We start from the raw sequence: 14,195 nt of genomic DNA, 5'->3' as shown, positions 1-14,195 counted from the left end.
ATCGGGTACAACCCGGGCGTGGGCCTTGGCTGCCCGTGCGCTCCTTGGTTGCCTGCCTAGGGCGGGAAACAACGCAGGCAACCACGGAAAGGCAAGGGATCGGCTGTGCAGCCTTTCGAGCTACCCGAGTTCTACATGCCCTACCCGGCACGGCTGAACCCGAACCTCGAACGGGCACGCCAGAACAGCAAGACGTGGGCGTACGCCATGGACATGATCGACGTGCCGCAGCACGGCACCGCGATCTGGGACGAGCACGACCTCGACTCCCACGACTACGCCCTGCTGTGCGCCTACACGCATCCCGACTGCCCCGGTCCCGTCCTCGACCTGATCACCGAGTGGTACGTGTGGGTGTTCTACTTCGACGACCACTTCGTGGAGCTGTACAAGCGCACCCCCGATCTGAAGGGCGCGCAGGCCTACCTCGACCGGCTGCCGCTGTTCATGCCGGTGGCAGGCGAAATCACCGCGGAACCGCAGAACCCGGTCGAGAAGGGGCTGGCGGACCTGTGGTCGCGCACGGTGCCCGCCCGCTCGGCCGACTGGCGGCGCCGCTTCGTCGAGAGCACCAAGAACCTGCTCGACGAATCGCTGTGGGAACTGGCGAACATCAGCGAGAACAGGCTGTCGAACCCGATCGAGTACATCGAGATGCGGCGCAAGGTCGGCGGCGCGCCGTGGTCGGCGAACCTGGTCGAGCACGCGGTGGGCGCCGAGGTGCCCGCGGTGATCGCGGCGACGCGGCCGATGCACGTCCTGCGCGACACCTTCTCCGACGCCATCCACCTGCGCAACGACCTGTTCTCCTACGAACGCGAAGTGCTGGACGAGGGCGAGCTGAGCAACGGCGTGCTGGTGTTCGAGCGCTTCCTCGGCATCGGCACCCAGGAGGCCGCCGGCGCGGTCAACGACCTGCTGACCTCGCGCCTGCACCAGTTCGAGCACACCGCGCTCACCGAACTGCCGCCGCTGGTGGACGAGCACGCGCTCGGCCCGGTGCAGCGCATGGGCGTGTTCGCCTACCTCAAGGGCCTGCAGGACTGGCAGGCGGGCGGGCACGAATGGCACCTGCGGTCGAGCCGGTACATGAACGGCTCGACCGAGGAATCCCGTGCCGCCCGGCCGGTACCGGCCGGGCCCAGCGGGATCGGCACCTCCGCGGCGAGGATCCCGCTCTCGATCGCGGCCACCCTCCCGCAGCGGATGCGCTCGTTCAGCCACGTGCCGTTCGAGAAGGTCGGCCCATCGGAGATCCCGGAGGTCTACATGCCCTACCGGCCGCGGCTGAGCCCGCATCTCGACGCGGCACGGGAGAACCTCGTCGAGTGGGCGAAGGGCGTGGACATCCTCGACGAGGTGGTGTGGGACGAGCAGAAGCTGCGCGCCTACGACCTGGCCCTGTGCGGCGCCGCGATCCATCCCGATGCCTCCCCCGATGAGCTGGACCTGACCTCGGGCTGGCTCGCGTGGGGAACCTACGCGGACGACTACTACCCCATCGTCTTCGGGCGGGCGCCGGATCTGGTCGCCGCGAAGGTGTGCACGGCGCGGCTGTCGGAGCTGATGCCGGTCGAGGGGCCACCGACGATCACGCCGGTGAACGGGCTCGAACGCGCGCTGGCCGAGATCTGGGCGCGCACCGCGGCCCCGATGGACGTCCCCGCGCGGCAGGCGTTCCGGCGCACGATCGAAAAGATGACCGCGAGCTGGCTGTGGGAGCTGGCGAACCAGAAGATGAACCGGATCCCGGACCCGGTGGACTACGTCGAAATGCGCCGCAAGACCTTCGGCTCCGATCTCACGATGAGCCTCGCGAGGATCGGGCACGGCAAGACCGTGCCGCCCGAGATCTACCGCACGAGGCCGATCCAGAACCTCGAGAACTCGGCGATGGACTACGCGAGCCTGCTCAACGACGTCTACTCGTACCAGAAGGAGATCGAGTACGAGGGCGAGCTGCACAACGGCGTGCTGGTGGTGCGGAGCTTCCTCGACTGCGACCGCGAGCGCGCGCTCGGCGTGGTCAACGACCTGATGACGGCGCGGATGAAGCAGTTCGAGCACGTCGTCGAGCTGGAGCTGCCCGCGCTGTTCGAGGACCACGGCCTCGACCGCGACGCCCGCGCCACGTTGACCGGGTACGCCGCGGAGTTGAAGAACTGGATGTCCGGCATCCTCGAATGGCACCGGAGCTGCCACCGGTACGCCGAGGAAGACCTGCGGCGGAACTTCGGCCACGAGCGGGCGCCCAGGATCGGCGCGCTCACCGGCCTCGGCACGGCGGCGGCGCGGATCGGCAGGACGCCGGTGGGGACCGGGGCGGACGCGGGGTGACAATGACGGGGTGGACGCCTACCCCGTCGCCGACCTCGCCGGCTACCTGAGCGGGCGGTGGCGCCTGGACCGGGAGATCGTGGCCGCCTCGGGCGAGCCGCTCGGGCGGTTCGGCGGCACCTGCGATTTCGACGCCGCCGGCGACGAAATCGTGCAGCGGGAACGCGGTGTGCTCGACTTCGGCGCCCACCGCGGTGAAGCCACGCGCGAACTGCGGTTCCGGCTCACCGGTCCCGGCACCGCCGACGTCCACTTCGACCACGGCGGGTTCTTCCACGCCGTCGACCTGACCTCGGGCACCTGGCTGGCAACCCACCCGTGCGCCGAGGACCTCTACCGCGTCGAGTACCGGGTGCTCGGCGCGGACCACTGGCGTCACGAGTGGACGGTCCGCGGGCCCGCGAAGGACCACGTGATCTCCTCGGCGTTCCGCCGCGATCAGCGCGTCCCGAGCACCGGGTAGGCGAGCAGGCAGTCCTCCAGCTCGTCGAGCACCGGCGGCAGGTGCGACTGGTCGAGCCCGCCGAGTTCGAACCGGAGCTGGTTGCCGTGCCCCGCCTGGTCGAGCGCGATGCCGTCGACCGCGAGCACGCCGCTCGGCTCGCACCGTACGGTCAGCTTGAGCCAGTCCTCCATGCTGTCGAGCACCGCGGCGCCGCTGAGCGTTTCGTAGACCGCGCCCAGCTCGCCGTGGAACTTCGCCAACTCGTCCATCCGCAGCGTCGCGCCGATGGTGCCCTGGAACCCGCCGGCGTGGATCGCGATCGGCGACAGCACCCAGTTGCCGTCCCAGTAGTCCTCCGAGCCGGGGTGCGCCCTGCCCAGCAGCGCGATCGAAAGGTGGTCCCCGTGCGGGTTCCCGAGCAGGACCCGGTGGTCCGCACCTGCGAGAGAGCTCATCGGAGCCAGCATAGGCGCCGCACGGGAAATCCGGGAGCGGTAGCGCTCCCGGATTTCCTGATTCCACTGTGGACAGTCTCAGTAGTCCTTGAGCACCAGCGCGCCGACCACGGTGCCGAAGTCCTCCGGATCGGTGGTGATCTCGACCGGTTCCGACACCTCGGCGCCGTCCATGGCCGCCCTGGTCTGCGCCTCGACACGGGCCCGGTTCGTCAGCGCGAGCTGCTGGTTCTGGGCCACGTAGCCGCGGATTTCCCGTTCGTAGGAGGCGAAGGCCGTTTCGTGGTCACCCGCGGCCGCCTTCAGCTCCCCCGCCAGCACGTAGGCGCCGACGAGCGCCATGCTGGTGCCCTGCCCCGACATCGGTGAACCGCAGTACCCCGCGTCCCCGATCAGCACCACCCGGCCGCGCGACCACCGGTCGAGATGGATCTGGCTCATCGAGTCGAAGCTGAAGTCCGGCGCGTCCCAGCTGTAGGTGAGCGCCTTCGGGAACTCCCACCCCGCACCTTCGAGGCGCTCCGCCAGTATCCGCTTCTGCTGTTCGACGTCCCGGTAGTCGTACTCGACCGGCTCCTCGGACTCGAACCCGATGTAGACCCGGCACTCGGTGTTGTTCCGCGCGCTCATCATCCCGCCGCCGATCGCGCCCGCCTGGCAGAACATCTGCCAGTTCTCAAGGCCGAGGAAGTTCGGCGCGGTGAACACGCCGAGATAGGTGCCGAGGTGCGAGATGTAGTCCCGCTCCGGCCCGAACGCCAGCGAGCGCACCGTCGAGTGCAGGCCGTCCGCGCCGACGACGAGGTCGAACCTGCGCGGCGCCGCCTTTTCGAACGTGACGTGCACGCCGTCGGCGTCCTCGGTCAGGCTCGCGATCGAGTCACCGGTCAGGTACTCGACCTCGTCACCGGCGGCTTCCTGCAGCAGGAGCGCGAGATCGTCGCGCATGATCTCGACGTCGGCGCTCGCGAGATCGCCACCGGTGAACGTGTGCTCGGTGGAGCTGTACAGCTCGGCACCCGTCCCGTCGACCATCGTCATCCCGCGCATCCCGGTGTTCCCGGCACGGACCGCGTCGGCGATGCCCATCCGCTCGATCACCTCGAGCGCGGGGCCCCGCACGTCGACGGCCTGGCCACCGGGACGCATCCGGCCCTCCGCGCGCTCCACGATCGTGACCGAGAAGCCGTAGCGAACCAGCCAGCAGGCCAGCGCGGGTCCCGCGATGCTGGCGCCGGAGATGAGGACGGTGGTGTTCTTCATGGGTGTCTCCCGAGGTCATGGCCGGTGTTCGGGGTTCCGGCCCGGTGTTGACCAGAACTCTGTCCGGCGGCGCTGGCCGTCGGCTGACCACCGGCTTACCGGCCGCGGTAAGCACCTCGCATGATCGAGACCCGTGCGGTGGCGGCCGTGGTCCTGGCCACCACCGCGGCCGGGCCAGCGGGCCTCACGGCTTCACGGGGACCGGGTCCTGTCCGGCCGGCAGGGCCCTGATGGCGGCGAGCAGCTCGTCGACCTTGCCTTCGACCTTCTGCAGCCGGGTGTACATGTCCGCCGAGGCGCCCCCGGCGGTGACCGCGCCGGTGGTGTCCCAGACCTTGCCGAGGTCGTCGTTGATGGCGTTCACGGTGGCGTAGACGGCACGTGACCCGGAGCCGCCTCCGCCGTAGAACGCACCGAGGTACAGGTTCGCCAGTGCGTCACCGATGGTGATGTCGGTGCCGTCCGGCCGTTTGCCGATGACGTCGTTCGCTGACATGTCGTCGCCCTTCATGATCGGGATGAGCAGGTCGTTGATGTCGCACTTGATACCGCCGACCTGGGCGGTTCCGTTGTTGCGCTGGTAGACGTGCACGCCGGGCCGGACGGCCGAGCGGGAACCGCACTGCCAGAAGAACGCGGCCCGGCCGCCGTCCCTGGCGGGGTTGATGAACTCGGAAAACCCGTAGGCGCCAACGCTTTCCCTGCCGAGCACCGAGGCGGCGCCGTCGAGGTAGGTCAGCGCGGTCCCCACCTCGCCGGGTGCGAGGTGCCGGTCCGCGCAGAAGAAGATCGGCCCGTTCGGGTAGCCGATCGCGTCGGCGTCCGCCCGTGCGGCACGGGCGGCGGCCACCCCGCCCCGGAAGCCGCCCATGGCGTCGTTGATTCCGTTCTCGTAGACGAGCCATACCGTGACGCCGCTGGCCACGAGATCGGCGTACTCCGCTGCCTTGATGTTCTTGGTACGGCCGGGCGTGCCGGCGTACCGGATCGCGAATGAATGACCGGCACTACGAATAGCCCGGCCCGGGATCCGGCCGGCGCTGTAGTCAAGACCGGTTGTCATGACATCACTCCTCAGATTGGGCGCAGACTGAAGAAGCCCTCACCCAGGTTGAGGCAGCGATGGCGGCGACCGCAGGTACGGCGGTACGTCCTATGAGGCGATCGCACTAGCCCGATCGGGCGTCCCACAAGGATTCCGCGGCGGAAGACCCCCCATCTAGCACCTGATCAACCACCGCCACCCCGGTTCCCGAGCACGGGCTGGCCCCCTTTCCCGCCGCGGAAGCCCCGATCCCACGGCCAGTGCCCCCGGTCGTCCGCGTACACCAGCTGCACGGCACGGACCCCGTCGCCGTACAGCTCGATGGCCGTGAACAGGTGCGCCGAGGGTTCGGCGACCTCGACGATTTCGATGAGCGGGCCGCCGCGCAGCGGAATCTGCGCACCGGGGGCCGGCGCGTCGTCGTGCAGGACGTGCTCGGCCACCGAATTGAGCAGCGCCCCCGCCCTGTCCGGCGGCAGCCCGGTCGCCACCAGCTCCGGTCTGCCGCGCGAAGTCAGCCCGACCGTATACGCCCATGGCGGGTACAGCCGGTCCCGCGCGATGCTCTGCACCGCCCAGCCGCACGAGATGATGGTCTCGCGCAGATGGTCGAGATAGTCGAGCCTGCTGCCGCCGGGGTTGTCGCAATGCCAGCACATCGCTCCTCCTCGCAGTTCGTGGACACTCGGCCACTATGCAGAGGGGCACCGACAGAAACCGGGTCGATACGGTCAGTGCTCGCGAACAACCGAGGATCGGCCTGGTGAGCTGCGGAGGATCCAGGATTCGAACCTGAGCCGCACGCTTCAGGAGAGCGCCGCACGATTCGAACGCGTGCCGGGACGAGTGTCCCGGACCTCGGATCGGCGATCCGGTGCCCGGCCCTCCCTGAAAGTGCCCCCGCCAGGACTTGAACCTGGGACCTCCGCGTTCGTAGTGCGGCGCTCTGTTCCGGCTGAGCTACAAGGGCTTGACCTTCGGCGATATCGAACCGCAAGGGAAGAAGCAGCATCAAAAATCGGCGGAATGGTCCGAGAAATCACTCCACACCTGGGTTCGTCGAGAAAACTGCCGCGTCAGTACGGGGCAAAAAACGAAAGCCGCCCGGATCGGAAACCCGATGGGCGGCTCCCTCGCGATAGCGGGTTCTCCGTCAGGACGGAGGACTCGCGCAGCTCGGAATGCCTTGCCCAGGAAAGGAACTGGGTGCACGGCGGCCGCTCGACGAGCACGCGGCGGCGGTCGCGGCCGCGTGCCGCATCTCTCGCTTCCACAAGGCTGTCATGCCCGCTCCTCCGATTGACCGTGCGCATTCATCATTGCCCGCCGGAGCGAATGCGTCAATCCTATTAGAAATCACCCAGCCGTCTCCGCGTGGCAGCGAGCATTCCTACGGCGGCGAAGGTCAGCGTGCCCCGGCGATCCGCGGGCTTCGACGGGTTCGGGCGGGGCCGCCAACCCCAGGGACGGCCCCGCCCAGACGCGACCGGACCCGTCCCGTGACGGTGCGGGACGGGTCCGCGTACCCGTCCGCGCGACGGGGGGCCGCAGCGGGGGATGCCGACGGGCGCACGCGGACGAGCACAGGGCAAACCTAGGGTGCGCGCTCAGGCGCGTCTTCTCCAATCTTGCGCAATCTCGGACGCCATCGCGGGCAGCGCGGCCAGCACCGGTGGCCGCCACCGTTCGACGAGTTCGAGCGGGAGGTCGCAGACGTGCTGTTCGCCGGGGCGCAGGTGCAGCACGATCGGTGACGCCCCGATCACCGACTCCCCCGGCACGAGGAGACCGTCGTAGTCGCGGCGCGTCGACAGGGCGGTGGCGAGCACCCAGAACGCGCCGGGCGGGGCGTCGGTCAGCAGGAAGTCCCCCGCTCCGGTGAGCATCGCGCCGACGGCTGGCTGTCCGCGCGCCGAGCGCGCCGGGTACAGGCCGACGAACACCAGCGGGCCGGTGCCGAGCGCGACGGCGGCGGACGAGCCGATCCGCACCGAGCCCGCGACGACCGCGCCACCGCGGACCGCGCCCGGCGTCGAAGCCGGGATCGGTGGCGCGTCCGCGAGATCGTGCGGGAGCCGCCGGAACTCGGTCGGGCTCGTGCCGACGGCCTCGGCGAAACGGGTGGTGAAGGTGCCGACCGAGGAGAACCCGACGGCGTGGCAGATGTCGGCGATCCGGTCGTCGCCGTCGAGCAGGAGCCGTTTCGCGCGGTGGAACCGGTGCGCGGCGAGCGCTCTCGCCGGAGAGGTGCCGATCTCCCTGGTGAACGCCCGCGTCAGGTGGAACGGGCTGTAGCCGACGTGATCCGCCACGTCGCCGAGCCGGATCGGGTCGCAGGCGTGCGCGTGCAAGAACACAGCCGCGGCCACGACGGCATCGCGCACGGTCGCTCCCTCCCCAGGGTTGGACGGGCCCATCGTGCCGCACGGGGCACACGCCGTCCAATCCGGCGGAGTTGACCGCAAGGCGCTCTGAGGCGGCGCCGTGTTCCCCTCGGCGAAAACCCGAAGAGTACACAGTGGACACTGAGGCACTGGTGGCAGGCGCGGGACCGGCCGGGCTCTCCGCCGCGTTGTTCCTGTCCGGCCACGGCGTGCGGTGCGTCGCGGTGGAGAAGCGGTCCGGCCTCGCCAGGATCGAGCTGCCTGCCCGGTGCGCGCCGCGGGCAGCCCGGTCCCGCTCAAGCTGGTGGCACAGGACGAACTGGAGTCGCGCGTGCTCCGCGAAGACGCCGTGACGACCGCCGTCACCGGAACCGCGGCACGGATCACGGCGCGCTTTTCCGGCCAGCCGGACGATCTCGGCCCCCGTGCGCCCGGACGGGTTCGTCGCCCCGCGCGGCGGATCCGGGGGCCCTGCACGAGGCGCTGCACGCGATCCTGCGGCCCGCGTAGCCTCGGCACGTGAGCGAAGAACCCGAATACCGCCAGCACCGGTTCACCCCGCCGCCAGGAGCGACCGAGATCTTCCTGGTGCGCCACGGCGAATCCGCGCCTGCCCGCGCGTCGGAGCCCTTCCCGATGGTCGAGGGCCAGGCCGATCCCGATCTCGCCCCGGAGGGCCGCGAGCACGCCGAGCGCGTCGGCGAGCGGCTCGCGAACGAGCGGTTGGACGCCCTCTACGTCACGACGCTGCGGCGCACCGCGCAGACGGCCGCGCCGCTCGTCGCGAAGCTGGGCATCGAGCCGGTGGTGGCGCCGCTGCTGCGCGAAGTCCACCTCGGCGAGTGGGAGGGCGGGCTGTTCCGGCGCAACACCGCCGAGGGGCATCCGGTGGCGCAGCGGCTCTGGGCGGAGCAGCGCTGGGACGTGATCCCCGGCGCGGAGAGCGCGGCCGCGTTCGCCGCGCGCGTCAAGGCGGGCCTCACCGAGGTGGCGGCGGCCCATCCCGGCCGGCGGGTCGCGGTGTTCACCCACGGCGGCGTGATCGGGGAGGCGATGGCGCAGGCCAGCGGTTCGCAGCCGTTCGCGTTCCTCGGCGCGGACAACGGCTCGATCACGCATCTCGTGGTCACCGCGGAGAACTGGCTCGTGCGCCGGTTCAACGACACCGCGCACCTGGCCGCGCCGCTCGGCTGAGGCGGCCCGCGACGGTCGCGGGGTGGCTCAGTCGAGCACCTTCGCGCACATCACGACGCCGTAGTCGGTCGCGGTGCTGCGCTCGCTGACCACCTTGCCGTCGACGAGGATGCGGCAGTGCAGGGTGCCGTGGCCGCCGTTCTGCGCGGACACGGTCACGTAGTGCGGCCCGTTTTCGGGGTCCGTGCGCGACACGGTCTGGGTCCACGGGGTGGCGACCCCGTTGAGCTGCTGGACGTCGGCACCCTTGGCGACGAAGGTGACGTGCACGGCGCCGCTGTCGCCGGAGAGCTCGTAGGTGACCTCTCTGGTGGTGACCACGGCGCCGGGGATCTCCGGCGCCGAAGTGAGCACCGGAAGCGTGGGCAGCGCGTGCGCGGCGGGCACGGCGGAGCCACCACCGCCCTGCTGGCTCCGGTTCGCCGCGATCAGCACCGAGATCACGACGACCCCGAGTACCGCGAGCGAGCAGGCCAGCAGCACGCCCGAGCCCGATTTGGGCCGCCGGGTGCGGCTGGTTGTGAAGACCCCCCGTGGATGCTCTGCCATCGGCGGCCGACTCCCCTCGTCACGCTCGGCTATCGAACGCGTCGACTACTTCTCGCCCAAACGTATGACACCGTTACCGCTGTCGAACGCGATTAATCGAGTTTCACCCGATCGGCTCACGTCGTGCGCGGGGAATACCGGCCGGTAGCAGGGAAATTCGCGCTCCGGGCAGTTCGGATCGCCACGATTCTTACAACTGACGCCACGCGGAACCGCGCACACGGCACGTGACCGACGTTCATCCGATCAGGCCAGCCTCGCCGAGCATCGCGAGCACCTTCCGGCCCGCGGGCGGACAGGAACCGGCGTCGGCCGTGGTCAGCCAGCGGTGCTCGGCGATCTCCCGCGCGGGTGCCAGCTCGCCGCGGTGCTCCGCGGTGAAACACGTCATCCGCACCTCGCGGCCGTCGGCGTACCCGTCGGCCCGCTCCCGCAGCGCGGCGAAGAACGAGAAGGACATCGGGTCCAGTTCGACACCGAGCTCTTCGCGGATCTCACGGCACAGTGCGGCGACGTCGCTCTCGCCTGGCTCGCGTTTCCCGCCCGGCAGGTAGAACTTGTCCTTTCCCTTGGTGCGCACGGAAAGCAGGGCGCGATCCTGGACGAGGATCCAGGCGAGGCTGTCGACGTACGGTGTCTCGGACGAACGCGGGGTCACCCGATCACCGTATCGCCGTCATTCGCTGGTGTCGTCGATGTCCCCGATGTCGACCGAGAGCACGCCGCGCTCCTCGGCGAGCGTGCTCACCAGCACGGTGAACGTCTTCGGCGGCCCGTGCAGCCGCATCCGCAGGTCGATCACCTGCGCGGCGCGGATCTTCGTCCGGCCCTCTTCGTCGTCCTCGTCCACCTGGCGCCGTTCGGTGTGCACCTGCTCGACGGCGTATCCGGCGTTCGTCGCGACTTCGAGGATGCCGCGCAGGGCCCCTTCGCCGTCGCGGTAGCTCACCCGCACGACTTCGCTGGCCGGCCTCGACCTGGTGAACGCCCTGATCAGCGGCGGGTACCCGTAGACGACCAGGAAGTGCGCCGCGGTGACGAACGCCGCGAGCAACGGCAGCCCCGCCGCGCAGGCGCACCCGACCGCGACGCTCACCCACACCACGGCCGCCGTGGTCAGCCCGCGCACCACGTCGCGGCGGACGAAGATCAGGCCGCCGCCGATGAACCCGATACCGGACACGATCTGCGCCGCGACCCGCGACGGGTCGAGCACGATCCGGTCGTCCACCAGCACGTCGGTGAAGCCGTACTTGCTGATCAGCAGGAACAGCGCCGCCCCGAGCCCGACGAGGGTGTGCGTCCGCAGCCCGGCGCTCTTCTGCTTGAGCTCGCGCTCCAGCCCGATGAGCGAGCACAGCACGAGCGCGATCAGCAGTTCGACGATCTGCGTCCAGCCCTGTCCCGACGGCTCCCCGAATGAGAACGCGAGTGTCATGGCCTGGCTGCTCCCTTCGCGACGGCGACCCCTTAGTGTCGGTCCCGCCGGGCATACTCGCAGGGTGTACCGCGAAGTCCCACCACCGACGCACCTCGCCTGGGCCGTGCGGTGCGTGTGGCGTTCGACACCGAACGCGCACGAGCGGGCGAAGAGCGTCGTGCCGGACGGCTGCCTCGACCTGATCGTGAGCGAGGACCGGGTGTTCGTCGCCGGGCCGGACACCCGCGCCTCGGTACCGTCGGCCGGTGCGCGGAGTGCGCGGCACGGCATCCGGTTCAGCCCCGGTCACGCGCCGCTGGTGCTCGGCGTCGCCGCGGACGAACTGCTCGACCAGCGCGTCGAGCTGAGCGAGCTGTGGGGGCGGGAAGGAGCGCGCGCGGCGGAGCGCCTGCTCGCCGATCCGCGCGGCCTGCCCGGCCTGGTCTCCTCGCGGCTGGACGGCGCGGAACCCGATCCCGAGGTCGCGCTGCTCGTGCGACGGCTCGAACTCGGCGTGCCGAGGGTCGCCGACGCCACCGGCGGGCTGGGGCTGAGCGAACGCGCGCTGCGGCGCCGGTTCACCGTGGCGGTCGGCTACGGGCCCGCGACCTACCTGCGGGTGTCCCGGCTGCAACGGGCGATCGCGATGGCACCGCACGCCGGTGGCCTCGCCGCGCTCGCCGCCGCGGCGGGCTACGCCGACCAGGCGCACCTGAGCCGCGAGTGCCGCGCGCTCACCGGCCGCACGGCCGCCGCCTACTTCGGCCGTTCTGTTCAAGACCGCGCCGCGCCGCGCGAGCTAGTGTCGGCACCATGACCAGTCAGTCCACTGTAGGCAACAAGGCGCTCGAGTTCCTGCGCGGGCACGCGAGGATCCTCGAACGACGGCTCGGCGAACTGTGGCTCCGCGATCCCGCGCCCGCCACCGCCCACGCGGTGCTCGACGCGCTCAGCGCCTACCGCAACGCCGACGGCGGGCTGGGCAACGGCCTCGAAGCCGACGTGCTCGCCGAGGAAAGCCAGCCCCTCGCGGTGGACTTCGGGCTCGAGGTCGTCGAACAGGTCCTCGACCGCGTCGGCACCGAGGACGTGCGGGCGCACGCACGCGAACTCGGCGAGGGCGTGCTGCCGTTCCTCGCCTCGGTCGCCGCGCCCTCCGGCGCGCTCCCGATCGTGCTGCCGTCGTTCGCGTCCGCGCCGCACGCCGCGCACTGGACCGAGAACGCCTTCCCGCTCGGGCTGAACCCGACGGCGGGCATCGTCGCGCGCCTTCGCCTGCTCGGGCTGACCTCGGACTGGCTCGACGAAGCCGAACGCTTCTGCCGCGCCGAAGTCGATCGCGCGCTCGACGGCGGCCCCGACGGCCACACCGCGTTGAACATCGTCCGGTTCCTCGACCTGACCCCCACGGACCCGTGGGCGGTCGCGCACGCGGAGAAGCTGGCCGCCGGGATCGACGGCATGGCGCACTTCCACCTCTACCCCGCCAAGGGCTACGGCGTGACGCCGCTGCAGTTCGCGCCGAGCCCGCGGAATCCGCGACGGCCGCTGTTCCCGGACGCCGCGATCGAGGCGCACCTGGCCGAGCTGGCTGGCGGGCAGCAACCCGACGGCGGGTGGACGGTGCCGTGGCAGCCGCCCGGCCCGGCGTCGGAACTGGCGTGGCGCGGCGTGGTCACCGTGCACGCCGCGCGAGTGCTCGCGGCCTACCGCGGTTAGCCGACAGGTTCTTCGGCGCGCTGCTTCTTGTTCGTGAGCAGGTAGCCGACGACGATGCCGACGCCGACGATCGGGGTGACGTACAGCGCGATCCTGGTGTCCTCGGAGAAACCGAGCAGCACCACGACGAGCGCGAGGAACGCGAGTCCGAAGTAGGCGGTCCACGGCGCGCCCGGGAGCCGGAACCCGGCCGAGGGCAGCTCGCCCGCGTCGACCTTGCGGCGGTACCGGATCTGGCACACCAGGATCACGCCCCAGGTCCAGATCACGCCGGCGGTGGCGATGCTGGTGACGTAGCTGAACGCCTCTTCGGGCACCACGACGTTGATCAGGATGCCGATGGCCATCACGGCCGCCGACATCGACAGGCTCGCCGCGGGCACCTTGCGGGGCGAAAGCTTCCCGAACGCCTTGGGCGCGGATCGTTGCAGCGAAAGGGTCCTCAGCATGCGGCCGGTCGAGTAGATGCCCGAGTTGCACGAGGACAGCGCGGCGGTGAGCACCACGAACTGGATGATGCCGGCCGCGCCGTGGATGCCGACCGCGTCGAAGGCCTGCACGAACGGGCTCTTGCCCTTGTGGAACTCCGTCCACGGCACCAGCGACAGCAGCACGACGAGCGCGCCGACGTAGAACACCGCGATGCGCACGACGACGTTGTTGATCGCCTTGGGCAGCACCTTTTCCGGTTTCTTCGCCTCGCCCGCGGTGAGGCCGATGAGCTCGACGCCGAGGTAGGCGAACATGACGCTCTGCAGCGCGAGGAGCGCCGCGTTGCCGCCGTTCGGGAAGAACCCGCCGTGCTGCCACAGGTGCGCGAACGAAGCCTGCTCGCCGGCGGGGCCCCAGCCGAAGATGATCACCGCGAGGCCGAGCAGGATCGCGCCGACGATGGTGATGACCTTGATCATGGAGAACCAGAACTCGAACTCGCCGAACACCTTCACCGAGATCAGGTTCGCCAGGTACAGCGCGCCGAGCACGACCGCGGCGGTCACCCACTGCGGGATCGACGGGAACCAGTACTGCACGTAGAGCCCGGCCGCGGTGATCTCGGCCATCGCGGTGGTGATCCACATGAGCCAGTACACCCAGCCCGTCGCGAAGGCGGGCATCCGGCCGAGGAACTCCTCGGCGTAGTCGACGAAGCTCCGCGAAACGGGCCGGTAGACGAGCAGCTCGCCGAGCGCGCGCATGATGATGAAGATGACCGCGCCCGCCACCGCGTAGCAGGCGATCAACCCGGGACCGGAGGTCTGGATCGCGGCACCGGCACCGAGGAACAGACCGGTGCCGATGGCACCGCCGATCGCCATCATGCTGATCTGCCGGTTCTTCAGGCCCCGCTCGTAGCCCTCGTCCAACACTGGCTCGCTCACAGCTT

The 14,195-nt window shown here is 70.3% G+C and carries 15 protein-coding genes and 1 tRNA gene; 6 read left to right on the top strand and 10 right to left on the bottom strand.

The annotated features are described in order from the left end of the window. Positions 1-105: 105 nt before the first annotated feature. Together ABD256_RS10250 and ABD256_RS10245 are read left to right on the top strand one after the other, a co-directional pair. On the top strand, positions 106-2,337 hold the full coding sequence (locus ABD256_RS10250; RefSeq protein ID WP_344416060.1) for a terpene synthase family protein: 2,232 nt from the start codon (positions 106-108) through the stop codon (positions 2,335-2,337). Positions 2,338-2,347: 10 nt separating this feature from the next. Beyond that, complete coding sequence (locus tag ABD256_RS10245) at positions 2,348-2,800, top strand: DUF6314 family protein (RefSeq protein WP_344416058.1); 453 nt, start codon at positions 2,348-2,350, stop codon at positions 2,798-2,800. Here ABD256_RS10245 and ABD256_RS10240 read toward each other — a convergent pair. From ABD256_RS10240 to ABD256_RS10215, 6 genes are all read right to left on the bottom strand, one after another. After that, positions 2,776-3,237, bottom strand: coding sequence for a WapI family immunity protein (locus ABD256_RS10240; RefSeq protein ID WP_344416056.1), 462 nt, complete (start codon positions 3,235-3,237; stop codon positions 2,776-2,778). The two genes, ABD256_RS10245 and ABD256_RS10240, sit on opposite strands and share 25 nt — an antisense overlap. A gap of 78 nt (positions 3,238-3,315) precedes the next feature. Next, the gene (locus tag ABD256_RS10235; RefSeq protein ID WP_344416054.1) at positions 3,316-4,500 is read right to left on the bottom strand and encodes an FAD-dependent monooxygenase; all 1,185 of its coding nucleotides are present in this window, start codon (positions 4,498-4,500) and stop codon (positions 3,316-3,318) included. Positions 4,501-4,684: 184 nt separating this feature from the next. After that, positions 4,685-5,563, bottom strand: a complete 879-nt coding sequence (locus tag ABD256_RS10230) for a glycoside hydrolase domain-containing protein (protein WP_344416051.1) — start codon at positions 5,561-5,563, stop codon at positions 4,685-4,687. A gap of 167 nt (positions 5,564-5,730) precedes the next feature. Then, complete coding sequence (locus tag ABD256_RS10225; protein ID WP_344416049.1) at positions 5,731-6,204, bottom strand: DUF4262 domain-containing protein; 474 nt, start codon at positions 6,202-6,204, stop codon at positions 5,731-5,733. 236 nt (positions 6,205-6,440) lie between these two features. Continuing rightward, a tRNA-Arg gene (locus ABD256_RS10220) sits at positions 6,441-6,515 on the bottom strand. A 637-nt stretch (positions 6,516-7,152) separates the two neighbouring features. Beyond that, the gene (locus ABD256_RS10215) at positions 7,153-7,929 is read right to left on the bottom strand and encodes a helix-turn-helix domain-containing protein (protein ID WP_344416047.1); all 777 of its coding nucleotides are present in this window, start codon (positions 7,927-7,929) and stop codon (positions 7,153-7,155) included. A gap of 134 nt (positions 7,930-8,063) precedes the next feature. Here ABD256_RS10215 and ABD256_RS10210 point away from each other — a divergent pair, with 134 nt between their 5' ends. Together ABD256_RS10210 and ABD256_RS10205 are read left to right on the top strand one after the other, a co-directional pair. After that, a complete protein-coding gene (locus ABD256_RS10210; RefSeq protein ID WP_344416045.1) occupies positions 8,064-8,282 on the top strand; it encodes an FAD-dependent monooxygenase in 219 nt (72 codons plus the stop codon). Between the two features lie 166 nt (positions 8,283-8,448). Further along, entirely contained in the window at positions 8,449-9,123 is a 675-nt protein-coding gene (locus ABD256_RS10205; protein ID WP_344416043.1) for a histidine phosphatase family protein, read from the top strand. Between the two features lie 27 nt (positions 9,124-9,150). Here the strand turns inward: ABD256_RS10205 and ABD256_RS10200 are convergent, their stop codons facing one another. The 3 genes from ABD256_RS10200 to ABD256_RS10190 all read right to left on the bottom strand — a co-directional run bounded on the left by ABD256_RS10200 (position 9,151) and on the right by ABD256_RS10190 (position 11,110). Beyond that, the gene (locus tag ABD256_RS10200) at positions 9,151-9,672 is read right to left on the bottom strand and encodes an MmpS family transport accessory protein (protein WP_344416041.1); all 522 of its coding nucleotides are present in this window, start codon (positions 9,670-9,672) and stop codon (positions 9,151-9,153) included. 238 nt (positions 9,673-9,910) lie between these two features. After that, complete coding sequence (locus ABD256_RS10195; protein WP_344416039.1) at positions 9,911-10,330, bottom strand: NUDIX hydrolase; 420 nt, start codon at positions 10,328-10,330, stop codon at positions 9,911-9,913. A gap of 18 nt (positions 10,331-10,348) precedes the next feature. Then, on the bottom strand, positions 10,349-11,110 hold the full coding sequence (locus tag ABD256_RS10190) for an MgtC/SapB family protein (protein WP_344416037.1): 762 nt from the start codon (positions 11,108-11,110) through the stop codon (positions 10,349-10,351). Positions 11,111-11,174: 64 nt separating this feature from the next. On the opposite strand from ABD256_RS10190, the gene ABD256_RS10185 reads away from it, so the two are divergent. Together ABD256_RS10185 and ABD256_RS10180 are read left to right on the top strand one after the other, a co-directional pair. Next, positions 11,175-11,909: a DUF6597 domain-containing transcriptional factor gene (locus ABD256_RS10185; protein WP_344416035.1), complete on the top strand. Its 735-nt coding sequence runs from the start codon at positions 11,175-11,177 to the stop codon at positions 11,907-11,909. Continuing rightward, positions 11,906-12,811 (top strand): hypothetical protein, encoded by a 906-nt coding sequence (locus ABD256_RS10180; protein ID WP_344416033.1) that lies wholly within the window; start codon positions 11,906-11,908, stop codon positions 12,809-12,811. Before ABD256_RS10185 ends, ABD256_RS10180 begins: the two co-directional genes overlap by 4 nt. On the opposite strand, the gene ABD256_RS10175 is transcribed toward ABD256_RS10180, so the two are convergent. Next, positions 12,808-14,190, bottom strand: coding sequence for an amino acid permease (locus ABD256_RS10175; protein ID WP_344416031.1), 1,383 nt, complete (start codon positions 14,188-14,190; stop codon positions 12,808-12,810). The genes ABD256_RS10180 and ABD256_RS10175 overlap by 4 nt on opposite strands. Between the last annotated feature and the right edge of the window lie 5 nt (positions 14,191-14,195).

The sequence above is a fragment of the Amycolatopsis minnesotensis genome (assembly GCF_039529815.1).
GTDB classification, from domain to species: domain Bacteria; phylum Actinomycetota; class Actinomycetes; order Mycobacteriales; family Pseudonocardiaceae; genus Amycolatopsis; species Amycolatopsis minnesotensis.
This window is presented reverse-complemented; position numbering and strand designations above follow the sequence as displayed.

Excerpts from the sequence above, each read along its gene's own strand:
- ABD256_RS10240 (WP_344416056.1), bottom strand. The coding sequence starts at position 3,237 with ATGAGCTCTCTCGCAGGTGCGGACCACCGGGTCCTGCTCGGGAACCCG.
- ABD256_RS10235 (WP_344416054.1), bottom strand. The coding sequence starts at position 4,500 with ATGAAGAACACCACCGTCCTCATCTCCGGCGCCAGCATCGCGGGACCC.
- ABD256_RS10230 (WP_344416051.1), bottom strand. The coding sequence starts at position 5,563 with ATGACAACCGGTCTTGACTACAGCGCCGGCCGGATCCCGGGCCGGGCT.
- ABD256_RS10225 (WP_344416049.1), bottom strand. The coding sequence starts at position 6,204 with ATGTGCTGGCATTGCGACAACCCCGGCGGCAGCAGGCTCGACTATCTC.
- ABD256_RS10200 (WP_344416041.1), bottom strand. The coding sequence starts at position 9,672 with ATGGCAGAGCATCCACGGGGGGTCTTCACAACCAGCCGCACCCGGCGG.
- ABD256_RS10190 (WP_344416037.1), bottom strand. The coding sequence starts at position 11,110 with ATGACACTCGCGTTCTCATTCGGGGAGCCGTCGGGACAGGGCTGGACG.
- ABD256_RS10180 (WP_344416033.1), top strand. The coding sequence starts at position 11,906 with ATGACCAGTCAGTCCACTGTAGGCAACAAGGCGCTCGAGTTCCTGCGC.